This window comes from Paenibacillus sp. AN1007 (genome assembly GCF_040702995.1).
In the GTDB taxonomy this organism is placed as follows: domain Bacteria; phylum Bacillota; class Bacilli; order Paenibacillales; family Paenibacillaceae; genus Paenibacillus.
In genome coordinates this window covers 1206876-1228588 of the sequence record NZ_CP159992.1, presented here as the reverse complement: position 1 = coordinate 1228588, position 21713 = coordinate 1206876, and the positions used below count along the sequence as shown (strand labels likewise).

Here is a 21713-nt window from a genome sequence, read left to right as displayed (position 1 = left end):
AAGGGTAAACGACAGACTTAATGGGTGTACGCCGCAACGTTACCCGGGTCAACGGCTTCATGGAGGGCTGCGTTAAGTCCTGTTGCGATCACATTGGCGATGCCTTCTATAAATTCGTCAATTTCCTTTGGTGTAACGATCAGGTCATGGCCAAGCGGTTCAAGCACTTCTTTTACCAGACTCAAACGGTCTGCCTCACCGATGTCATCCAGCATACCCATGATCTGTTTCGTCTGATCGGTCTCCTGGCGGAAATGGGAGCGCATCATCTCAATAACGTTGTTCACAATGGTTGAGGCATAACAGACGGTCGGCACGCCGATGGCAATGCAGGGAACACCCAGAATTTCCTTTGTTAATCCGCGCCGTTTGTTTCCAATGCCCGAACCTGGATGAATACCGATATCCGCCACCTGAATCGTTGTATTCACACGTTCCAGAGATCGGGAGGCCAGCGCATCAATCGCGATAATGGCATCCGGGCGGGTGCGTTCAACAATGCCCTGTACAATGTCACTCGATTCAATGCCCGTTGTACCCAGCACACCTGGAGCAATAGCACTGACCTCTCGATAACCCGGTGCCACCTGATCCGGTACTAATTCAAAGTACTGCCGGGTAACCATCAAATTCTCCACCACCAGCGGACCGAGGGAATCTGGCGTAACGTTTAGATTGCCGAGTCCTACAATTAGTACCTTTGAATCTTTGCCAATACCCGCCTTGGTCATAAAAGCTTCCATCTCACGTGTGAATTCAGCGGCTACCCGCTCCTGCAGTTCGGTATCACCGTTGCGAAGGGAAGGTACCTCAAGCGTGACATAGTGACCTTTTACACGCCCAATCGCTTGGGCAGCTTCATCATTCAACACATCAATCCGGGTAATGGTAATGCCATCTTTCGTATCCACATCTTCCCGCAATCCGGGAATGGTCTGTCTCTGGCTGCCTTGTGCCATTTCTTTCGAATCGATGGCCAAGTCGGTGCGCACGGTATAATTTTGCAAATCGAGTGTCATCTGTCCCTGCCTCCCTTGTTACATTTGAGCATATTGTGTGGGAAAAAGGCCTGCTTTATGCAGCTTGCTGAACAACGATGCAAAATCTGTTGCAATTTACATGCTAGCGTGATAGAATATTTTAAGTTGTGAAACGTTTGTATTCATGCGAATGCCTTACAGGAGGTGAATGTAATGCCAAACATCAAATCCGCTGTTAAACGCGTAAAAACGAGCGACAAGCGCCGCGCACTCAACGCTTCTCAGAAGTCTGCACTCCGTACAGCTGTCAAAGCTGCTGATGCTGCTCTGGTAAGCAACGAAGTTGAAACTGCTAAAGCTGCGATTCAAGCTGCTTCCAAAAAGCTGGACAAGGCTGTAACTAAAGGTCTGGTTCACAAAAATGCAGCTGCACGCAAAAAGTCTCGCTTGGCGAAAAAACTGAACGCTCTTTCCGCACAAGCGTAAGAAGCGTTACTTATACGAACCAATGGAAAAATCCTGAACAGCATAGGCTTTCAGGATTTTTTAGCATCTGTTCCGTCGAGTAAAAGCTAAGCAGCAAAAAAACAACCCGAAAAGCTCCAGTTGTATGTTGGATGACAAATCAAACATATGGAGCTTTCTCAGGTTGTTTTTTTCAGTTAAATGGCCTGTTTCAGTTAGGCACCGAGTCGCAATAAAAACAGTTCAAGTCCGAGCACTTTATCTACAGCTCCTGTTTTCATCTGATAATCCAGCTCACTCAAGTGACTGAGTATCTTTCGCAGACGGTCAGCATCAAATTTCCGAGCCTGCTCCCCGGCAATTTTCACGGCATACGGATGCAGCCCCAACTGACCGGCAATCTGCTGCTGGGAGTAACTCTGCTGCCCCAACTCTTTGACCTGAATCATGATGCGAAACTGCCGGGCAATTAACGCAGCAATCTTGATAGGCTCTTCCCGCTGTTTCAAAAGCTCATAGAACAGCCCTAGTGCTTTTTCGAGCCTCAAATTAGCCAGCTCCTCCACAAGTGCAAATACGTTCTGTTCCGTACTGCGAGCCACGAGCGATTCAATATCCGCCCGGCGAATCGTTCCTCCGTTTCCCGCGAAAAGACAAAGCTTATCCACTTCAGCGGATAAGGCCTGCAGTCCCGTTCCGGCATAACTGATCAGCGTGTCTGCCGCTCCCGCTTCAAAAGCAACCTCGTGCTGCTTGGCAAGTTTAACGATCCACTGAATCAATTCTTCACCGCTCAGCGGTGCAAATGCCAGAACAACGGCCTGCTTCTTGGCCGCCTTAACCAATTTTTTTCGCTCGTCCAGCTTGTCTCCCTGCGCCAAAAATACGATCGTGCTGTAATCAGCTGGATTATCCATATATGTAATCAGTCGATCGACCTGATGCTCTATTTTTGATTCTTTTCCCGCGGTAAACAAACTGGTGTCCCTTACAATAATTAATTTACGGGGAACGAGAAACGGAACCGTTTCTGCTTCTTCTACGACTGCTTCAATGGGCGTTTCGGAGAGGTCGTAAGGGATCACAGCAAAATCCTGATGTTCCTCTTCAATGACATGTGTCTTTAACATTTCCGTGAACTGCTGAATCTGATACTTCTCGGTTCCATACAGCACATAGATTGGGGCCGTGTCTCCGCTGCGTACTGCCTTTGTTGCGCTTTTTACATCCATTCGCCGTGCCTCCTTATCTCTATATCCTACCAGAAAAAAGGTGTGACAACAAAGGGACCTTCATCCGGTTATGGATAAAGGTCCCCTGTTCTGCATCTATATAAACGCAGGCACCAGCCATTCTAGAAATAACCCGGCCTGCGGTCATACGACGTCAGATGCTGCATTCAGCATAAAAGATCTGTAGTTAGCTGCAGTATATGCTTGTCATTACAAAAGGTTCTTTTTTTTCTCAAGACCAAACGCATACCTATAACTATTTTGCAGGTGAAACATTTGATGCCGTATTCACTTTAAACGAGTTCTTGGTCGTCGTTCCATCTTTATCCACTTCATAATTAAACTGCATGCTGTCCTTAGACCAACTTCCTGACTTTACCGGGCCCTCTACACTCCGCTGCTCGATTAAATTCAGAACATCCGGATCATTCGCTGACTTCGCGTAAACACTTAACTGGTCCCCCGTCAGCATAACAACATAAGAGCCGTCAGGTGACTTCCACTCTTTGGCTGTGGGTGCTTCCGTTCCTGTGCTTCCTTCATCAGGAGCCACAAGACCCTGGGATTGTTGTTGGTCACCAACATCTGCTCCCGTTCCGCTCCCGGAATCATTATTCGTAATTCCACGTGCTGGTGCGTCTTCGTTAGGAATGATTGTTTGTGCTGAAAAGTTTTCGTTTTGATCATTAGATTCAGGCGTTTGGCCCTGTTCCGGGTTGTTCGAAGCTGCGCCGTCTTTTTCTTGAGTATCCGGCTGCTGCTCCGTGCGCTGGTTCGGGTTTGTGTTCTTTGGATTAATGGTTGAGTCTGTAGAAGACTTATCTTCCTGCTTGCCCTGATCCGGGACAGGTCCTTCTCCAGTTGAAGGCTCTGGAGGCGTCTGATCTTTTGGATTACTTGGTATCTGAGGTTCAACACCTTTGATTTCATCGGGTTGATCATTTTGCGGCGGTTCTGATGGTTCAGTCCCCGAATCATCAGGCTGATCAGGTGCAATCACACTGCCTTCGTCTTGGGGAGTCGGATCCGCTTGATCATTATTCACTCCCATGCTCAGCTCAGACTGATCGTTGTTAACACTTTCCTGAGGTGCGCCAGATCTGCTCATCATCGATTCTGCATTCTCTATCTGCTGAGGCTCATATCCCCAGATGCCAAACCCCAATACGACAACCGCAGCTGCTGCACCAACGGACATACGACCAGCCATGGAGTTAAACCATCTGGACTTCGCTTTCCGTTCTTCTGGCTTGGAACGCTGCAAATTCTCAAACGCCGCAGGGACAGGACTCATTTCTTGCACGGTACTGCTTTGTTCTTTACGCGCTTCATCAATTGCATCCAGCTGAGGCATAATGGCATCAACCAAACTGAATCTGGGGCTTACTTGCGGCAAATCTTCCAGTTCCCTGGATAGAGCTCTGAGCATACTAAAATTTTCGGCGCACTCCGGACACTTGGCCACATGCTGCAGCATCTGCGTCGTTTCCGCCTCGCCCAGATCATGATCCAGATACCGGTGCATCCATTCCACCACCTCTTCGCATTTCATCCTGTCACACCACCTTTCTGATACTCCTGTAGTAGATTTTGTAATTGTTGTCTAGCCCTAAATAAGTAAGACTTCACTGTATTAAGCGGAAGATCAAGACAATCCGCAATTTCGTTATAAGATAAATCCTGCAAATATCTTAGAACAATGACGGTCCGATGATGCTCCGGCAGCTTGTTGATCGCATCTTGAATGTCCCTTGCCACATAAGTGGACATCACTTCGTGCTCAACATCCTGTTTATCCTGAAAAACCATTTCATGTTCATCAATAGAGACGGATGGCTTGGTTCTTCTAAACTTGTCAATACAGATGTTGGTCACAATGCGCTGCACCCAAGTTTTGAACTGGGCTTTTTCTTCATAAGAATTAATCTTGGTGTAAATTCGGATCAACGCTTCCTGCGCAGCATCCAAGGCGTCCTGTTCATTATTTAGAATGTAATATGCGGTACGATAAACATGCTGTTCAATCTCCCGCAATAGGGTAATTAGAGCGTCGCGATCGCCCGATTGAGCGGCTCTGATGAGTTCCGGCTCTACCACAAAGGATCCCCCTCTCCCTGCAACCTTACTGACGTAGTCATCGATAAAATTGTTGCAAAGTTAAGTATATTTTAATTTTCCATCACAAAATAACGGCTTATGTACAGTGGCCGCCGAATCTTATCTTAGAATAACAGAAAATGCAAACGTAGTCACCAAACGTCTGACATATAAGATTCCAGTACTTACACGACTCAAAACAAATGCAACGGCATACATTATGGTTAAGTACTATTTAGGGGCCAAAAACAAAAAAAGTCGAAATTTGTCCAAAACTTAAGGTTTTTTTAATGCAATTTTCATGAAAATGGTGTATTGTAAATTTACATTCATAAGACGAGGTGATGAGCATGCCAGCTCTAGCGAAAATTCAAGAATTAAAAGAACAAATGCCAAAGGAATACCAAAGCATCTCCCACTTTGTGGAGCACGCTTTGGAATCCATCGATACACTGGTTGAGGAACATCGGAAATATGTAGCTGCACAGGCGTTATACGGCGATAAAATCGTCGGATCGGAAGAACGCTTGTACAGAGAAACGGTACTTGATGTAAGAGCACAGCTTCTGATGACCCTGGAAAAAACAGTAGAAGATATTCTGCATAAAGGTGACAAACACTGGAGCAAACATTTCAAGGACGGCGTGGAATAAACTATTTCCCCTCATTCTTATTCAGCAATACGAACGGTTATGAAAAAAGCTCCTTTCTCGAAATTCTCTTCTGAAGAGAATTCTGGAGAGAGGGCTTTTTTCTTGTGTTTTCTTACATTATAGTAATTCGACATAAGAGTTCGCTTGGAACCTTTCCCTGAGATAAACGTTTTATTAAGAACTAAAGGAATCGGAAAGGAAGATGAAATATGACTTTTTTTATCTATCTAGGAATCATTCTCATTTTTATTTCCGGACTGTGCATTGGAGCATGGACAACAGATTACCAACAAAGAGGTAATTTTTATTCAGAGTCCAAGAGAGACCGTGTAATAAAGAAGAAAGTCGCTGCATGGTCTACTTTAGCAGGTGTCTGCTCGTTTGCAGCTGCTGGAATGATGTATTTACTAAGCTAACAGGCAAGCTTTATCAATCATTCCTCGAATATTTTAACGTTGGATTCTTGAATGAACTTTGCGGAAATAAGGCCCAACAATGGATCTCCTACTTTAAGCTGCTAATTTCGTTTTATGTCCTCAGTCAGCTTATACCGAACATCCACCCTGCCATCTTTCACCCTCATCTGTACCTCGCCCATCTGGTCGGTTCGATAAATCCGCGAACCCGTCGCCTCCAGACGTTGCATTACCCCCGGGTTGGGATGGCCATAAGTATTGTTTACACCCGCAGAGATTAGTGCAGCTTTAGCATTCCAGTACCTGAGCCATGCGTCTGAGGAGGATGTTTTACTGCCGTGGTGAGCAACCTTGAGGATGTCTATCGATATCCCACCTCCTTGGAAATCTTGACCCGTATGGTCTGACATAGGGACTGCCAGCGAACCATCCTGAATAGCATAGAGCACGTCCTGCTCGGCTGCCGCATCCATATCCCCCGTAAAGAGCATAGACGTTCCCGCCATCTCCAGCAAAAAGACAACCGACGCAGCGTTCTGATTCTCATGAAAAGGTACGCCTCCCGACATATCATCCAGTTCATCACTAAAGTCCGGTGAAACGAAATACAACGACGTTTCCTGATCCGGCTTATAGATCATGCCCTGACGAATCGCGAATAACGGTATTTGGCGCTCCACCGCTGTATGTATCAGCTGATCAAACTTCTCTTTTCCACTTGTCGTTCCGTTAAACATGAAGCGTTTCACCGGAATCTGCTCCAGAACAGCCTGCAGTCCGCCTGCATGATCTTGATCGGCATGGGTCGCAATCACCGCGTCCAGTTGATGAATACCTCTCTTTTTCAATAAAGGAACGACCACCTTCGCCCCCACTTCGTAAGGGTCACGCCTTGTTTTCCACGAGTGTTTACTGCCGCCAAAGTCAATTGTACCTCCGCCATCTACGAGAATATGTCTGCCTTCTGGCGTTGTAATCAAAGTACTGTCTCCCTGCCCAATATCGAGAAACTGAACCACTCCTGTTCCCGCAGGCCGAGGAGTTTGATAAGCCCACCATAATCCGGCTGCCAAACTTACGGCAAGCACACCACTTAACCAGCGCTGAACCCTGCTCATTCGTACTTCGCTGTAATATCCCGCACCTTTGGCTGTAAATGCACCTGCGTACTCCGGCCACGCAATACTCGCACCAAGGGCAGCGAGTGAACCCCGACTCACTTCTGCTGTCTGGACAGGAAGGGCATGGTGTGCTGTGAGGGACAAACGATTATGAGTATAGGCCTGCACAGGATTAACTGAATCCGTACCTTCAAAACGAGAAGATGGCCTCACCGTTCCCCACATGCTGCGCGGGGGAGCAGCAGTTCGTCCGCGAATATCAAGCGGAGCTGTATCCTCTTCTTCCGCATGTATATACGGCGGCTTATCACTGGCACTCCTCTGATGAAGCAAATGAAGCAGTGCGTACAAAATCGCATAATAGGCTGCAATCCATACCAGAGAAGGGGAGGCCCAGATCATCACAAAACCGGGCAGGCCGTTCATCCATTCCACGCTCAAAAAGGTTAGTTGATTTAACTGAATCGCAATCCATGCAAGCGGCTTTGCAGCCTGAAACCACACGAATGACACCATCATGGCAGCCGTTCCTAGAGGTAAAACCACCGCACTAATGAGGGACACCAGCAGAAAATTGGCCGCAAAAGAGAGCAGCGAAAACTGGTTAAAGTACAGAATGGTCACCGGAAAAGAGATCAGCTGCGCCGTCACCGTCACCGAAGCTGTCGCCGCCAGCGATCTTGGCCATGTACTGAACATCCTGTTGATGAGCGGCATATAAATCATTAATCCTGCCGTCACCAGAAAAGACAGCTGAAAACTGACATTCAGCAAAAAATAGGGGTTCCACCACATCATCAGCAAAGCAGCTGCACTGATGATCTGCAGACTGTCCCTCGCCAGTCCACGCTTCGCCATATATAAACCAATCATAGACATCATGCCTGCCCTAATTACAGAAGGGGAACCGCCCGAAAGCAGTACATACGCCGGAATCAGAAACAGTACCACAGTTAAGGCAGTCTCTCTCGTAAGTTTCAGCCATGACATGAGCATCAGTAGTGATGCAACATATACAGCAACATGTGTTCCAGAGATCGCAAGAATATGCGTTAATCCGAGCTGTGAGAATTGACCGTACGTACCCGGATCAATATCTTTTGCCATGCCGATGATGAGCCCCTTCATATATCCGGCATGCGGTTCGGGGAACAGCTGGTCTACCGCTGAACCCAGCAGCTGCCTTGCGGCATCTGTCCATCGCAGTATACTGATTCGTTTCCATCCTTCGGGAGGCACCGCAGTAACAGAATCAGCCCCCTTCACCTTAAACATCCAATGAATATACTGCGTTTTGAGATAACTGCGGTAGTCAAATCCACCAAAATTCCTGGCTTCTCCAGGTAAAGCCCAAGAACCTGACAGCGTCAGCTTGTCTCCTCGCTTCCAGGAGGCTGCTGTCTGCTGTTCTGATTCTTCCATCAGTCGAACCTGCACGATAATTCGTTCGTTTACTCTGGACGGAAGCTTTAGTGTTTCAGACGTTCTTGGCGATAAAACATGATTTGGATCTGAATCTTCTGTTTTTGGATGCATTTCTTGATCCGCTGTCATGGATGAAATGACCATCTCAAAACCCGCCCGATCCCCATCTACCCGTACGTCCGATACTAGCTCCCCTTCAATTTCTCCATTTAACCCGTGGATTTCGTCAGCAGTCATATCGAAGTACTCCGGCACATGGCTGTAGTTACGAGTATCATTCCACTGCCATTGCACCGCCCCGCCTATAAACGCAATGAGCAGCAGAAGGACAGACCATCCCCGAATATTTAATAATCGCAATACAAGCGGGAGACAAGCTGCCGCCCCTATCATTCCCCATAATAGATTCCAGCCTGTCAGCACACATGCCATTCCACTTCCACACAGCCAAAAGATTGTAAAGCGAAGCAGCGGTCTGTTTTTCACTGCGGCCCCTCCTCTCTCACACCTATGAATACACAAAAAACCTCCGGAAGCCCAATTAGGCTTGCCGGAGGTTCTTCCCCGTACTTTTCTTTTTCATGTATATTCTTTTCGATACAGCCACTCATCACTTGAAACATTTCCTGCCTAACTGCCGCGATCCGCTGTTCAGTTTAGTTGCTTTATTTAGTTGCTTACCGTCATCATCGTCTCCCGAGGAGGCTGGTAACTGTCCAGTCTGCGGAACGAAATGCCTTTCTGCTGCATCATATTCTTCACTTTGCTTGTATCCTTGGGATACGAGCGATGAAAAACAATTTCAGTAACACCGCTGTTCGCCAGCATGTTGGCACAGGTCCAGCAGGGTTCATCCGTAACATACACAGAGGAGCCCTCACGATCAATACGATCTGTGAACAAAAGCAAATTTTGCTCCGCGTGAATGGTACGAATACAGCGCTGCTTTTTAACCATTTCCTCGTGGTCGTCCGTTACTACAAGTTCGTATTCTTCTGCGATCATGCAGCCGGCCTCGGAACAATCCGGCACCCCCATCGGTGCACCATTATAAGCTGTCCCCAGCAGTTTCTTTCCCTGAACCAGAACAGCCCCTACGTGCCGGCGCGGACAGCGGGAACGCGTGGAAACCATATAAGCAATATCCATAAAATACGTATCCCAATCCTTGCGAAGCTCTACTGTACCCATACAGTTTCCTCCTCCCGCTTTGAATGCATTTTTATCCTGTTGTCCCTAGCGAACCCGTACATATGGTGCCATTTTCTCAAGCATCTTGCTGCCTATGCCCTTCACTTTGGTAAGTTCACTGACTCTAGTAAAAGGGCCATGGGCATTCCGATAATCCACAATAGCCTGAGCTTTCTTCTGCCCAATCCCTGGAAGCTCTGTGAGCTTGGAGACTGACGCCGTGTTCACATCGATCCTGTCACTGCCTGCTGCTTCCGAGCCCGTGCTGGACGGATGGGGAACAGCAGCCGCTTCGATTGAACTTGAAAGACTTGCACCTGAGCCCTTCGTCTTCACTCCGGTCGTTTCATCAGCCGATGCCCCGGCTGGTTCGGCTGCAGGGATCCGATTCTCATTAACAGGAACCTGTGACTGAGGCGACGAATCACCTGACGTCTCACCTTGAACTTGTGCATCCTGCGCTGCTCCTGCTTCAGATGCTGCAGCGGGATGATGTTCTTTCCTATCACTTGCTGGAGCAGCTGCATCCTCTCTAACCAAAGCAGCCGACGGTGCAGCAGAGTGGTCCTGCTCACTTGTCGGCTGATTGGCGCCGAGCCGCATCGGTTCCCAGCCGCTAGGTGGCTGTTCACTTTTGCCCGACCATAATATCAGTACGCTTCCAACCACTGCCGCAGCAATGGACATCGTTTTGTTCCATCTCATCTTCCGCACTCCCTCATATTCAAAATAAAAACCATTTCGAACACGGGCGGTGCTTCCGAACCGTTTCATGCTATAGCGTATATAAATTACATATTTTCATGTCATGTGGACCAGAGTCCCCTGCATACAATAGATGGAAGATACTGCGCCATTACCGTAAAGCATGAAAGGAGGCCTGAACCAATGAAGGTTGGATTTATCGGAACCGGCAGCATGGGCAGTCTGTTGATCTATGCCCTGATCCAATCCGGTGCACTCGAACCCCGTCAGATTGCAGCAAGCAACCGCACCCCTTCCAAAGTACGTCAGCTATCCCTCCGTTACCCTGGACTGCATGAATCACAGAGCAATCGGGAAACGGTGATTCGCAGCAGCATCATCTTCCTGTGTGTGAAGCCGCTGGAATTCCGACATGTGATTGATGATATCCTGCCTGTCGTGACTCCCAATCATATCATTGTCTCGATCACCAGTCCCGTGCAGCTGCGCCATCTGGAATCTTCACTTCCTTGCAAAGTCTCCAAGGTTATTCCCAGCGTTACTCACCAGGTCGGCAGCGGAGCAACTCTGTTCATCCATGGCGAGCGAATGACGGCCGAAGACCGCAAAGTGCTGGAAGGTCTGCTGAGTCATATCGGCAAGCCTTACCAAGTGGATGAAGCCTGCACCCGAATCACATCGGACTTTTCCAGCTGCGGACCTGCATTTATATCATTCTTTCTGGAACAATGGATCGAAAGTGCTGTACGCCTGACAGGTATCAAACGAGCAGACGCCTGTGCTCTTGCCGGTGAGATGCTTCTGGGAACAGGCAAGCTGCTCACCGAAGGGGGTTACACACCGCAAGAACTTCAAGCTCGTGTCGCTGTACCTGGCGGAATAACCGCTCAGGCACTTGCACTGCTGCGAAACAACCTGGATGGTGTATTCGACAACCTGATCCATACGACACATGAGAAATATGATGAAGATTTAGTCAAGCTGGATGAGGTGTTTCGTGCCAGTGAAATTAACCGGCAACAATATTAACCAGTTTGCCTGGAACGGCAATGACTTTGCGAATAGTCTTGCCTTCCAGCGCCTGTTTCACAGGTGCCAGTTCCATCGTATAGTCCTGCATTCCTTGTGCATCCAGATCCTTCGAAATTGTTGCGCGAGTTACAATCTTGCCGTTGACCTGCACCACGATCTCCACTTCTGCATCCACGGTCATCGACTCATCATACTCAGGCCAAGCCACGTAGGAAATTCCACCTTCATATCCAAGACGACTCCACAGTTCCTCCGCCATATGCGGTGCCAAAGGTGACAGCAGCTGAACAAAGTTCTCCATTGCTTCACGAGGCAGTGTATCCGCTTTGTATGCATCGTTAATGAAGATCATCAATTGGCTTATCGCGGTGTTGAAACGCAGATGCTCCAGATCCTCCGTCACTTTTTTGATTGTTTTATGCGCTGTGCGTTTGAATTCATCCGTTCCGCCATCTGCTGTAATCTTCTCATTAACTGCACCTGTATCTTCGTTGATGAACAGACGCCATACACGTGACAAGAAACGATACATCCCTTCGACCCCGCTGGCGTTCCAAGGTTTGGTCGCTTCCAGAGGTCCCATGAACATTTCATAGAGACGCAGTGTATCTGCACCGAATTCGTTAACAATCTCATCCGGGTTAATCACATTACCACGGGATTTACTCATTTTTTCGTTATTGGTACCCAGAATCATACCTTGGTTGACCAGCTTGTAGAATGGCTCTTTCGTGTGTACAACGCCCAGATCATACAGCACTTTGTGCCAGAAACGAGCATACAGCAGGTGAAGTACCGCATGTTCTGCTCCACCGATGTACAAGTCCACTGGCAGCCACTGCTGCTGTTTCTCCTTCGAGATCAGTTCCTTGTCATTGTGAGGATCGATGAACCGCAGATAATACCAGCAGCTTCCTGCCCACTGCGGCATCGTGTTCGTTTCGCGGCGCGCTTTCATGCCTGTTTCCGGATCGACCGTATTCACCCAATCTGTCACATTAGCCAGTGGAGATTCTCCTGTACCTGAAGGTTTGATCTGGTCAATGTCAGGAAGCAGCAGCGGCAGTTGATCTTCCGGCACCGTCTTCATTGTTCCATCTTCCAGATGCAGAATCGGAATCGGCTCTCCCCAATAACGCTGACGGCTGAACAACCAGTCACGCAGACGATATGTTGTTTTACCTTGTCCCTTACCGTTCTCTTCAAGCCAAGCGATCATCTTCGCCGCAGCTTCTTCGTTGTTTAATCCGTTCAGGAAATCGGAGTTCACGTGTGCACCGTCGCCTGTATACGCCTCTTTTGTGACATCGCCGCCTTCAATGACTTCGATGATATTCAGGTCAAACTGCTTCGCAAATTCCCAGTCACGTGCATCATGCCCCGGGACAGCCATAACAGCCCCTGTACCGTAACCAGCCAGTACATAATCCGCAATCCAAATCGGAAGCTTTGCTCCGTTAACCGGATTGATCGCATACGCCCCTGTGAACACACCTGTTTTTTCTTTGGCCAAGTCCGTACGTTCCAGATCACTCTTACGCGCAGCCTGCTCCTGATAAGCTTTCACTGCCTCACGCTCTGTTTCAGACGTAATCACGTCCACCAGTTCATGTTCTGGAGCGAGAACTGCAAAGCTTGCACCAAACAATGTATCTGCGCGAGTTGTGAATACTTTGATCACTTCTTCACGGCCTTCAATGGCAAAAACCACTTCAGCACCTGTCGATTTGCCGATCCAGTTACGCTGCATATCCTTGATGCTTTCCGACCAGTCCAGCTCTTCCAGGTCCTCCAGCAAACGCTCCGCATATTCCGTAATTTTCAGCACCCATTGACGCATCGGTTTACGTACAACGGGGTGGCCGCCGCGTTCACTTTTACCGTCAATAACCTCTTCATTCGCCAGAACCGTACCCAATGCCTCACACCAGTTCACCGGCACTTCATCTACATAAGCCAAACCTTTTTTGTACAGCTGGATGAAAATCCATTGTGTCCATTTGTAGTACTCCGGGTCCGTTGTGCTGATCTCGCGATCCCAGTCATACGAAAATCCGAGAGATTTGATCTGACGACGGAAATTGTCGATATTGCGGAATGTAATATGACGCGGGTGCTCCCCCGTATCCAGTGCGTGCTGCTCTGCAGGCAGACCGAACGCGTCCCAACCCATCGGATGAAGTACATTGTATCCGCGCATCCGTTTGTAACGGGATACGATATCCGTTGCTGTATATCCTTCCGGATGACCTACGTGCAGTCCGGAACCGGACGGATAAGGAAACATATCCAGAGCATAAAACTTCGGTTTCGACGGGTCCTCACCTGTTTTGAATGTTTTGTTTTCATCCCAATACTGCTGCCAGTTTTTTTCCATCACTTGCGGTTGATAGCCGTGCTTCGGCTGATGATTCTCACTCATCTATATTCCTCCTTCAGGTTATACGCGCTTTGATAACAACAAAAAAACCTCAGCATCCCGTAGCGTTTGCAGCGCTAGGGACGAGAGGTTGAATTCCCGTGGTACCACCCTAGTTAGCGGACGAACGTGCTTCGTCATCCACTCCCTCTAGACCTGTAACGGCGGTTAACCGATGCGGATTTCCTATTCAATGCAGAAGGCATAGAAAGGTGTAGTCACCGCATTTCTCCAAGGCGAGTTCGCAAAGTACTGTCAATCGGCTTGCACCACCCGCCGACTCTCTGTCGTGTACAGAATTTACTACTGATCCTTATCATCGAAATATGTATACAATATCGGGAACATTATATAAAAATGCAGGCTCAAAGTCAATATGACACTTCACATTCATCCTTCTCAGATGATATAATTTCCGTGCTCCCCGACTACAATGATGCTTCTTCAAACATTCCGAAAACGTTCAATACCCTTCTTCAGATTCTGAATCGTCCATTGGATATGCTCCTGATTATCATACTGCCGGTAATCACATTCAATTCGAAGTGCAAGATCAAAATACAAATCGTACAAGCTTCTGCGCTTCCGCTCACTCTCCGTCACAATCTCTCGGCCATACCCTTTCAGAAATCCCGGAGTATAGTTAAAATGACTGAAATAGTGCTCCATCAGCGGATCACCCCACAACGAGCGTTCAAAATCGATAATGCCCGTAATCTGTTTATCCTGCACCAACACATTACCATCCCACAGATCCCAGCTGATCAACATGGGTTCGGTCACTTCATCCAGTACATCTGATCTTTCCTCGATCAGACGCCGCAGCTCATTGTAGTCAATACCAATATCAATCTTTGCCTTTTCTCCATCGGCAAGCATATCCTCCATCAACATCAAAAATGCTTCTCTCCATGTGCTGCGCTGTCTGTCCTTCCCCGAAAAATAACCGAATCGATCCCCCTTAATCTCGTTGATTCGCTTGTTATATTGTCCTAACTGCTGCTCAATTTCTTCCTGCTCTGACACTGTAAGTTGAGTTTTTACCTGGTTATACGGCGTCCCGGACATGTATTCCATAATAAAATACTGTGCAGGTGCAAAAGCAAGCGAAGCATCATAAGCCAGCACCTGAGGCACAGGAACATCCTTCAGACCGGCAGCAAGCCGGAGTGCTTCCACTTCTGCTGTCATCAGATCCTGCTCACAGCGCATCAGATTGGTTGCAGCCGAGGGCGCAATTTTAAGGACAATTTTTCGTCCGTCACTTAGCACTATTTTATAGGCATGGTTTGCCCATCCGTCAATCATTTCTTCACATTCCTGAATGGCCGCAGCGAGTTGATGTGTAATGATCTGATCCAGCTGCTCTTTGGATAATCTCGTTTTATATGTACTTTCCATCGTTGTCATCCTCCCGTTATTGAATAGTTCATCTCATTTCGGAAAACGCTTTCCGAATTAAATTTATTATGTCTCTCTTTCCTTCCAGCAGCAATACCTTTTATCCTATCAGTTAAAAAAACTGTCCTTGGCAGCATGATCACATGCAGCCAAAGGACAGCTAACCATCGTATTTCAAACCATGTACATACGAGCTGCTTATTTATTTTACAGCCACGTAGAACAAACGCTGCGCACTGTCTCCAGCCTCTTGCCACTCAAAGTCCGCATACACCTTCACGTCTCGGAAGCCCGCTTTGCACAGCTCCAGCTTCATCCAATCCGGATCATAAGCACGCTGCACATGAACTTCCTCAAATCTCTGGTACGTATCCCTGCTGCCGTCTTCAATACGCGAGAAAATGCTTAGATGGTGCTCGATTTCACACCGCTCCTGGTCCAGATCACATGTCCAGATGTAAGACACGGAACGCTCATCCAGTACAAAAGGCTGCTCTTCATCATAACGAATGAGTGTGTTCGGATGATGCACATCAAACAGAAACGTACCTTCTGGCTTCAGCATCTCATATGTTCGCCTGAATGTACGAATCACATCTTCTGATTCCAGCAAATAGTTCACACAATCACAGAACGATATGACCGAGTCCACAGGTTCAGGCACTCTCCACTCCCGCATATCCTGCTGCACCCAGCGCACGCTGCCTCCCCGGTACAACCGATGTCCTTGAGACGTTGCTTCCATCTTGCTGCGGGCAACCGACAGCATATCTGCCGAAAGGTCAATGCCCGTCACTTCAAAGCCGGAATTCACCAGCGGAATGGTGATTGAACCCGTTCCGCAGCCAAGCTCCGCCACACTTTTAGGCATGCCATGCTGTTCCCAGGCTGTTCTTGCAAACCTTATCCAGTCCGGATAAGGCATATCTTCCATTAATTCATCGTAAACGTAGGCAAATTTCCGGTAAGACATGTCGGCACCGCACTTTCAATTTCATTTTCCTCAATCGGATGATATCCAAATCCAAAGAAAAAGCAGGGCATCCGGTGTTTACCCAGTCTGGCCCTGCTTTGCTCGACCCAATGCATCATGCTTCGGGGTTATGAAACGAATACTTTATATTTACTTCGTACAGAGCAATCATTTAACACTCTTAAATAAATACATACTGCTCTGTTTGCGCCAAACTCACTTCTCTTCCTGCTGTGGTTTGGGCGCAGATTCGGACAGATACGTCCAGCTTTCCTTTTGTACTACCAGGCCATCCTTCATCAGCTTACCGAGAGCACGTTTGAACGCGGATTTGCTGATGCCGAAGCGCTGCTTGATAATATCAGGCGGAGTCGCATCAGAATACGGCATGCCGCCCATAGGACGTTCTTTCATGAATGCAAGCAGCTTGTCTGCGTCTTCATTACGCCCAACTTCTTTACGCTGCGTCATAGCCAGATTCACCCGGCCGTCTTCACGCACGAGCGTAACCCGGCATTTCACCTTCTCACCCAAACGCAGCATATGACTGCGCTCGGAGGAATGGATCATACCAATCGCCCCAAAGCCCAGTACTCCGCCGTCTACAAGTACAAACGTACCCATCTGCAGCGGCTTGTACACGAGCGCTTCCACCCACTCATTCACCCACGTAGTTGGAGCATGGAAGGCAAGAGGTGCAAGTTCCCGTTCTCCGGCTAATTTGGCACGCAGACGTCCCTGTTTGTCGTGTTCCATGATCACGAACACTTCATCTCCTACTTGAGGACGAAGTTCTTCGAGTTCAGGCAGTTCACGAATCGGAAGCAGCAGCTGACGACCGAGTCCCATCTCCAGAAAGCAGCCGAGACGCGGATGCACATCGGCTACAACCAGTTTAGCCATCTCACCCAGCGTAAGGTAAGGTTTTTTCATCGTAACAGCGAGGCGATCTTCTGTATCGAAGAATACAAAAACCTCCAGTGTTTCACCAATCTTGATCTCCCGAGTCAGCTCGGTATAGTGAAGCAGTACATCTTCCGATCCTGTCGTCAAAAAGTAGCCAAAAGGAGACACTTCGCGTGAAACCGGCAGCGAGACGACTGTTCCTGCGATCAAACTCATACCGTTTCCACCACTTTGGCATCAGACCAGAGACGCTCGATATTGTAATACTCGCGCTCATCGCGATGGAAGACGTGAACGACCACATCGCCCAGATCCATCAGGACCCAACGTGCAGAGTCCATACCTTCAATACCTTTAATAACCGCACCGGCAGCGTGAGCCTGTTTGCGGATCTCGGCAGCAATAGCCTGCACCTGTGTATCCGAGTTACCGTGGCAGATTACAAAATAATCGGCAACGAGCGAGATATTATTCAGGTCAAGCGCTACGATGTTCGATGCTTTTTTATCGTCAGCGGCAGCAACCACCATATTCATAAGTTCTTTCGATGATACCGTCATGAACCAACCTCCATAATCTATAATTGTGCAATCAAGTCATTACGTGAGAGCACCGTCAGCGGATAGATGACACGGCGCTGGGAAAGAAGCAGGCTGATTGTCGAATCAAACCCCGCGATCAAACCTTCCTCCAGACTGCGCTGTGCCTGCTCACGAATATACTCTACACCCGGGAAATCACGTCCCGGCTCAATATAATCGGCAAGGCATACCACTTTGTCTAACAGACTCATGCCTACCCTACCAGAAGTATGCCACCGAATCGCATGAATAATTTCAGAATCCGACACACCATAATCACGTTCAGCTACAAAAGCACCCACTTCCGAATGCCAGAGCTGTTTATCATGCTGCAGAAGTTCTGCATTTAATCCGTTATCACGAATGACCGCTTCCATCTCCGCTACCGGCCAATATTTGGCCACGTCATGCAGAATCGCTGCCACATCTGCTTTTACGGGATCAGCACCATACTTCTCTGCCAAAGCGACTGCTGATTCCATGACACCCTGGGTATGCTTCCAGCGCTTGGCTGGCATCTGTGCGGAGACAGCCTCTATTAATTCCTCACGGCTTAGTGCCATATAAACCGCTCCTAACAATATATTGATGAACTGCATCCGGGATCATAAACCGCACCGAATGTCCACTCGCAAGACGTCTGCGAATGGCTGTGGATGAAATATCGACAAGCGGCATCTCGGCCAGCAGAACCCGTCCCTGCAGTTCATCCGGTAAATCGTCCAGATGCAGCTGGAAGCCCGGGCGTCCAACACCGATAAAGGTCATTTTGGACGCCAGTACTTCAATCTCTTCCCATTTGGGAAGATAATTCACCATATCTGCTCCGATGATGAAATAAAATTCATGTTCGGGGTGACGCCGCCATAATTCACGCATCGTATCTATCGTATAAGATACGCCTCCCAGTTCCATTTCGATACCTAATACCTCATACTGGGGAGTATCTTTTACAGCAGCCTTTGTCATCTCCAGACGCTGCTGTCCAGCTGCACCTGCTTCTGGTTTGTGAGGGGGGACATGGGAGGGCATGAACCAGATTTCATCCAATGCATGCGAATCCCGTGCCGCTTCGGCTGCCAGCAGATGCCCCATGTGGATCGGATCAAACGTACCGCCCATGATGCCGATCTTCACCCGTGCCACGCTCCTTATCTTGGAAGTTCGATTTGTTTATTATCACGCGATTCTTTGTACAGAATGATGGTGCTTCCAATGACCTGCACAAGCTCGCTGCCTGTTTCACGAGCAACCTCTGCAGCAATTTCGTTTTTATCATCGAGATTGTTGTTCAGCACCTGCACTTTCATCAGCTCACGCTTTTCGATCGCCTCTTCAATGTGGCGGAACAAGTGATCGTTGGTCCCCCCTTTGCCAATTTGAAAAACAGGGGTCAGATGATGTGCTTGTGACCGCAAAAAACGCTTTTGTTTACCAGTTAACATGAATACTCCATACTCCTTATGTTGAGCAGGTCACCCTAAGCGTATGAACCGCTTAGGGACCTGACCGTTCAATTATTATTCTCAAAACTTTCCAGTACTGCTCGTCTCATCGCATCAACCGGAGCCGAGATGCCAAGCCAGTGTTCAAATGCGACAGCTCCTTGATAAACAAACATTCCCAGCCCGCCATGTACCGTACAGCCGCGTAAACGGGATTCACGCAGCAGACGAGTCTCAAGCGGGTTGTAGATCAGATCACTGACAGCTGCCCCTTCACGAATCCATGCAGGATCAACAGGCACTTCATCCATGTGTGGATGCATACCAGCTGCTGTCGTATTAATTACGATATCAGCAGCAGCAAGTACAGCTTGAGCATCCTGCATGCCACCTCCGGAAATATTCCCCAAATCATAACTTTGCAAATCGGCAGCAAGACTGACCGCTCTGTCCGCTGTTCGATTCAGAATGCTGATCTGTCCGGGTTTCTCCAGTGCAAGTGCATAGATGACACCTCTTGCAGCGCCGCCTGCTCCGAGAACTGCGATTCGTTTCCCTTCAATCTGAGGAACAGCCTCCTCCTTCAGCGAACGTACATATCCGATTCCGTCTGTATTGTACCCTGTCAGTGTACCATTTTCATTCACGATTGTATTCACTGCCCCGATCAAGCGTGCACTTTCATCGATCACATCGAGATACTGCATCACCTGCTCCTTATGCGGAATCGTGACATTAACACCACGATAGCCCAGTGCAGTGATTCCACGAACAGCAGCTTCCAGCTGATCGGGGTGCACATGAAGCGGCATGTACATTCCATGCACACCCGCTGCCTTTAACGCCGCATTATGCATCGCCGGTGACTTGGAATGAGCAATCGGGTCACCCATCACACCAAGCAGCAGCGGAAGTGAAGAATTGAACTTGTTCTCTGTCGACATGAACTCGCCTCCGATCTGATCCGTTTGTTTGAATGTAAAGCTTGTACCCAAACTAGAAACTAGATCAGGGAAGGACGAATCTGTACTCGAATCCCTTTTGGTACATGGACAGCCACCAAAGCACCGTTATCTCCGTTAACCTTGATCCAGCCCAGACCAGAGATGAATACGTCTGACTGACTGCCGCGTTTGATCCGGAATTCATGTCTCGTCCATTCAGGCATCTCCGCGGCATTCTCACGGGTTGGCGGAGAAAGCAATTCTCCGAGGTGATCACGGTAAAGATCATCTGCCCGCTCCAATTTTGTCCGATGAATATCCAGCGCAGTACTGATGAAGCAGGTGAACGATTGACGATCGCCTTCAATAAAATCAAACCGGGCCATACCGCCAAAGAACAGCGTCTGACCGGAATTCAATTGATATACCGCGGGTTTAAGCGGTTTCTCCGGCATAATCGCTGCAAGGTCCTTACGAGATACGATCTCGCTGAAGCGCCATGGATACACAATTCCAGGCGTATCAATGATATATTTTCCATCGTCCAGCGGAATGTTCACCATATCCAGCGTTGTTCCCGGATAACGCGATGTTGTCAATTCCTGTTCCAGATCGCTGTAGTCTCGGATCAAGCGGTTAATCAGTGTCGATTTACCAACATTGGTTCCGCCGACCACATACACATCCCGATCTCCACGGTACGTACCAACAAGCTCAAGCAGACGATCAAAACCTTGATTCTGCTTCGCACTGCACAGCACAACATCTACCGTTCGCAGTCCCTGTTCTTTCGCCTGCTTCTGCACCCAGTTCCGAACTTTATTCCAGTTGGTTACTTTAGGGAGCAAGTCCGTTTTGTTCACGGCTAGCAGTACCGGATTGTTTCCAACAAAGCGCTGCAGGCCCGAAATAATACTGCCATCAAAATCAAACAAATCAACGATATGAATGACCAAAGCATCCTTATCCCCGATTTTGCTGAGCAGAGCCAGGAACTCATCCTGATCCACTGTGACAGATGATGATTCGTTATAATTTTTGATACGGAAACAGCGCTGGCAGATGACCGGTTCACGGTCAAGTGCTTTCTCGGGAATAAATCCAGGCAGATCCGGATTTTCCGTCTGCAGATTCACGCCGCATCCACTGCATCTTACGGCAATACTGCCGTTATGCGGTTCTGTCATTTCTTCTTTTCCTCCTCAAGCCATAAGCCTTTCTTCCGCAAATTAGACAGGGCAATTCGTTCTACTCTCCGATTAAAGCGGGTCATGAATCCCTCATCTCCGATGGAAATCGGCAGCACCAGAACGGTATATAGTCCAAGTCTGTTCCCTCCGTAAACGTCGGTGAGCATTTGATCCCCCACAACAATGGTTTTCTCGGGAGGCAGCTCCATCATGTTCATTGCTTTACGAAACGGTACATTCGATGGTTTGCGTGCACTATGCACAAACTGGATATCCAGCGGAGTCGCAAACAGGGACACCCGATTCAGATTGTTATTGGACACAATCATCAGCTTGAATCCCACCTCTTTGACACGCGCGAACCATTCGATCAATTCGGGTGTGGCATCAGGTGCTTTTGCTCCAACAAGCGTATTATCCAGGTCAGTTATGATTCCACGATACCCTTGAGCGTACAGCTCTTCCAGATTAATGTCAAAAACTGTGTCTACACGCAGCTTGGGCAGTAACATTTTAAACAAAGAAGTCACCTCAGTT

At 48.3% G+C, this 21713-nt stretch carries 22 protein-coding genes and 1 other annotated feature; of the genes, 4 read left to right on the top strand and 18 right to left on the bottom strand.

Going from position 1 to position 21713, the window contains the following annotated elements; all coding sequences use genetic code 11:
* Window positions 1-17: 17 nt before the first annotated feature.
* A complete protein-coding gene (gpr, locus tag ABXS70_RS05670; RefSeq protein WP_366294602.1) occupies window positions 18-1019 on the bottom strand; it encodes a GPR endopeptidase in 1002 nt (333 codons plus the stop codon).
* Between the two features lie 174 nt (window positions 1020-1193).
* Between gpr and rpsT the strand changes: the two genes are divergently transcribed.
* Window positions 1194-1466 (top strand): 30S ribosomal protein S20, encoded by a 273-nt coding sequence (rpsT, locus tag ABXS70_RS05665; RefSeq protein ID WP_090914815.1) that lies wholly within the window; start codon window positions 1194-1196, stop codon window positions 1464-1466.
* A gap of 194 nt (window positions 1467-1660) precedes the next feature.
* Here the strand turns inward: rpsT and holA are convergent, their stop codons facing one another.
* From holA to ABXS70_RS05650, 3 genes are all read right to left on the bottom strand, one after another.
* Window positions 1661-2677, bottom strand: coding sequence for a DNA polymerase III subunit delta (holA, locus tag ABXS70_RS05660; RefSeq protein ID WP_366294599.1), 1017 nt, complete (start codon window positions 2675-2677; stop codon window positions 1661-1663).
* Between the two features lie 256 nt (window positions 2678-2933).
* Window positions 2934-4229 carry a zf-HC2 domain-containing protein gene (locus tag ABXS70_RS05655; RefSeq protein ID WP_366294596.1) on the bottom strand — a complete coding sequence of 432 codons (1296 nt, stop codon included), beginning with the start codon at window positions 4227-4229 and terminating at the stop codon, window positions 2934-2936.
* Window positions 4226-4774 (bottom strand): sigma-70 family RNA polymerase sigma factor, encoded by a 549-nt coding sequence (locus tag ABXS70_RS05650; RefSeq protein ID WP_342552139.1) that lies wholly within the window; start codon window positions 4772-4774, stop codon window positions 4226-4228. The genes ABXS70_RS05655 and ABXS70_RS05650 overlap by 4 nt, the downstream gene beginning before the upstream one ends.
* A 350-nt stretch (window positions 4775-5124) precedes the next feature.
* Here ABXS70_RS05650 and ABXS70_RS05645 point away from each other — a divergent pair, with 350 nt between their 5' ends.
* Window positions 5125-5427, top strand: a complete 303-nt coding sequence (locus tag ABXS70_RS05645) for a hypothetical protein (RefSeq protein ID WP_110898026.1) — start codon at window positions 5125-5127, stop codon at window positions 5425-5427.
* Window positions 5428-5636: 209 nt separating this feature from the next.
* On the top strand, window positions 5637-5843 hold the full coding sequence (locus ABXS70_RS05640; RefSeq protein ID WP_342552140.1) for a DUF5316 family protein: 207 nt from the start codon (window positions 5637-5639) through the stop codon (window positions 5841-5843).
* A gap of 101 nt (window positions 5844-5944) precedes the next feature.
* On the opposite strand, the gene ABXS70_RS05635 is transcribed toward ABXS70_RS05640, so the two are convergent.
* The 3 genes from ABXS70_RS05635 to ABXS70_RS05625 all read right to left on the bottom strand — a co-directional run bounded on the left by ABXS70_RS05635 (window position 5945) and on the right by ABXS70_RS05625 (window position 10285).
* Entirely contained in the window at window positions 5945-8875 is a 2931-nt protein-coding gene (locus ABXS70_RS05635) for a ComEC/Rec2 family competence protein (RefSeq protein WP_366294591.1), read from the bottom strand.
* 183 nt (window positions 8876-9058) lie between these two features.
* Window positions 9059-9580, bottom strand: coding sequence for a cytidine/deoxycytidylate deaminase family protein (locus ABXS70_RS05630; RefSeq protein WP_342552142.1), 522 nt, complete (start codon window positions 9578-9580; stop codon window positions 9059-9061).
* A gap of 45 nt (window positions 9581-9625) precedes the next feature.
* Window positions 9626-10285 (bottom strand): helix-hairpin-helix domain-containing protein, encoded by a 660-nt coding sequence (locus ABXS70_RS05625; RefSeq protein WP_366294588.1) that lies wholly within the window; start codon window positions 10283-10285, stop codon window positions 9626-9628.
* Between the two features lie 183 nt (window positions 10286-10468).
* Between ABXS70_RS05625 and comER the strand changes: the two genes are divergently transcribed.
* Window positions 10469-11314, top strand: coding sequence for a late competence protein ComER (comER, locus tag ABXS70_RS05620; RefSeq protein WP_366294585.1), 846 nt, complete (start codon window positions 10469-10471; stop codon window positions 11312-11314).
* Here the strand turns inward: comER and leuS are convergent.
* From leuS to ABXS70_RS05565, 11 genes are all read right to left on the bottom strand, one after another.
* Window positions 11295-13739 (bottom strand): leucine--tRNA ligase, encoded by a 2445-nt coding sequence (leuS, locus tag ABXS70_RS05615; protein ID WP_366294582.1) that lies wholly within the window; start codon window positions 13737-13739, stop codon window positions 11295-11297. The genes comER and leuS overlap by 20 nt on opposite strands.
* A 73-nt stretch (window positions 13740-13812) precedes the next feature.
* Window positions 13813-14065, bottom strand: a binding site (T-box leader).
* 115 nt (window positions 14066-14180) lie between these two features.
* Window positions 14181-15137, bottom strand: coding sequence for an aminoglycoside phosphotransferase family protein (locus ABXS70_RS05610; RefSeq protein ID WP_342552146.1), 957 nt, complete (start codon window positions 15135-15137; stop codon window positions 14181-14183).
* A 202-nt stretch (window positions 15138-15339) separates the two neighbouring features.
* Window positions 15340-16110 (bottom strand): class I SAM-dependent methyltransferase, encoded by a 771-nt coding sequence (locus ABXS70_RS05605; RefSeq protein ID WP_342552147.1) that lies wholly within the window; start codon window positions 16108-16110, stop codon window positions 15340-15342.
* A gap of 216 nt (window positions 16111-16326) precedes the next feature.
* A complete protein-coding gene (locus ABXS70_RS05600) occupies window positions 16327-17232 on the bottom strand; it encodes a S1-like domain-containing RNA-binding protein (RefSeq protein WP_342552148.1) in 906 nt (301 codons plus the stop codon).
* Window positions 17229-17576 (bottom strand): ribosome silencing factor, encoded by a 348-nt coding sequence (gene rsfS / locus ABXS70_RS05595; RefSeq protein WP_342552149.1) that lies wholly within the window; start codon window positions 17574-17576, stop codon window positions 17229-17231. Before rsfS ends, ABXS70_RS05600 begins: the two co-directional genes overlap by 4 nt.
* Window positions 17577-17593: 17 nt before the next feature.
* The gene (gene yqeK / locus ABXS70_RS05590) at window positions 17594-18160 is read right to left on the bottom strand and encodes a bis(5'-nucleosyl)-tetraphosphatase (symmetrical) YqeK (RefSeq protein ID WP_342552150.1); all 567 of its coding nucleotides are present in this window, start codon (window positions 18158-18160) and stop codon (window positions 17594-17596) included.
* Complete coding sequence (gene nadD / locus ABXS70_RS05585; protein ID WP_366294576.1) at window positions 18144-18734, bottom strand: nicotinate-nucleotide adenylyltransferase; 591 nt, start codon at window positions 18732-18734, stop codon at window positions 18144-18146. The genes yqeK and nadD overlap by 17 nt, the downstream gene beginning before the upstream one ends.
* Window positions 18735-18748: 14 nt before the next feature.
* The gene (gene yhbY, locus ABXS70_RS05580; RefSeq protein WP_342552152.1) at window positions 18749-19042 is read right to left on the bottom strand and encodes a ribosome assembly RNA-binding protein YhbY; all 294 of its coding nucleotides are present in this window, start codon (window positions 19040-19042) and stop codon (window positions 18749-18751) included.
* Between the two features lie 68 nt (window positions 19043-19110).
* Entirely contained in the window at window positions 19111-19986 is an 876-nt protein-coding gene (gene aroE, locus ABXS70_RS05575; RefSeq protein WP_366294572.1) for a shikimate dehydrogenase, read from the bottom strand.
* A gap of 59 nt (window positions 19987-20045) precedes the next feature.
* Window positions 20046-21173, bottom strand: a complete 1128-nt coding sequence (yqeH, locus tag ABXS70_RS05570) for a ribosome biogenesis GTPase YqeH (protein WP_342552154.1) — start codon at window positions 21171-21173, stop codon at window positions 20046-20048.
* Entirely contained in the window at window positions 21170-21697 is a 528-nt protein-coding gene (locus tag ABXS70_RS05565) for a YqeG family HAD IIIA-type phosphatase (protein ID WP_342552155.1), read from the bottom strand. The genes yqeH and ABXS70_RS05565 overlap by 4 nt, the downstream gene beginning before the upstream one ends.
* Window positions 21698-21713: the final 16 nt, after the last annotated feature.

Bases quoted from the DNA above. Each gene is read 5' to 3' on its own strand.
- gpr (WP_366294602.1), bottom strand. From the start codon at position 1,019: ATGACACTCGATTTGCAAAATTATACCGTGCGCACCGACTTGGCCATC.
- rpsT (WP_090914815.1), top strand. From the start codon at position 1,194: ATGCCAAACATCAAATCCGCTGTTAAACGCGTAAAAACGAGCGACAAG.
- holA (WP_366294599.1), bottom strand. From the start codon at position 2,677: ATGGATGTAAAAAGCGCAACAAAGGCAGTACGCAGCGGAGACACGGCC.
- ABXS70_RS05655 (WP_366294596.1), bottom strand. From the start codon at position 4,229: ATGAAATGCGAAGAGGTGGTGGAATGGATGCACCGGTATCTGGATCAT.
- ABXS70_RS05645 (WP_110898026.1), top strand. From the start codon at position 5,125: ATGCCAGCTCTAGCGAAAATTCAAGAATTAAAAGAACAAATGCCAAAG.
- ABXS70_RS05640 (WP_342552140.1), top strand. From the start codon at position 5,637: ATGACTTTTTTTATCTATCTAGGAATCATTCTCATTTTTATTTCCGGA.
- ABXS70_RS05630 (WP_342552142.1), bottom strand. From the start codon at position 9,580: ATGGGTACAGTAGAGCTTCGCAAGGATTGGGATACGTATTTTATGGAT.
- ABXS70_RS05625 (WP_366294588.1), bottom strand. From the start codon at position 10,285: ATGAGATGGAACAAAACGATGTCCATTGCTGCGGCAGTGGTTGGAAGC.
- comER (WP_366294585.1), top strand. From the start codon at position 10,469: ATGAAGGTTGGATTTATCGGAACCGGCAGCATGGGCAGTCTGTTGATC.
- leuS (WP_366294582.1), bottom strand. From the start codon at position 13,739: ATGAGTGAGAATCATCAGCCGAAGCACGGCTATCAACCGCAAGTGATG.
- ABXS70_RS05610 (WP_342552146.1), bottom strand. From the start codon at position 15,137: ATGGAAAGTACATATAAAACGAGATTATCCAAAGAGCAGCTGGATCAG.
- ABXS70_RS05605 (WP_342552147.1), bottom strand. From the start codon at position 16,110: ATGTCTTACCGGAAATTTGCCTACGTTTACGATGAATTAATGGAAGAT.
- ABXS70_RS05600 (WP_342552148.1), bottom strand. From the start codon at position 17,232: ATGAGTTTGATCGCAGGAACAGTCGTCTCGCTGCCGGTTTCACGCGAA.
- rsfS (WP_342552149.1), bottom strand. From the start codon at position 17,576: ATGACGGTATCATCGAAAGAACTTATGAATATGGTGGTTGCTGCCGCT.
- yqeK (WP_342552150.1), bottom strand. From the start codon at position 18,160: ATGGCACTAAGCCGTGAGGAATTAATAGAGGCTGTCTCCGCACAGATG.
- yhbY (WP_342552152.1), bottom strand. From the start codon at position 19,042: ATGTTAACTGGTAAACAAAAGCGTTTTTTGCGGTCACAAGCACATCAT.
- aroE (WP_366294572.1), bottom strand. From the start codon at position 19,986: ATGTCGACAGAGAACAAGTTCAATTCTTCACTTCCGCTGCTGCTTGGT.
- yqeH (WP_342552154.1), bottom strand. From the start codon at position 21,173: ATGACAGAACCGCATAACGGCAGTATTGCCGTAAGATGCAGTGGATGC.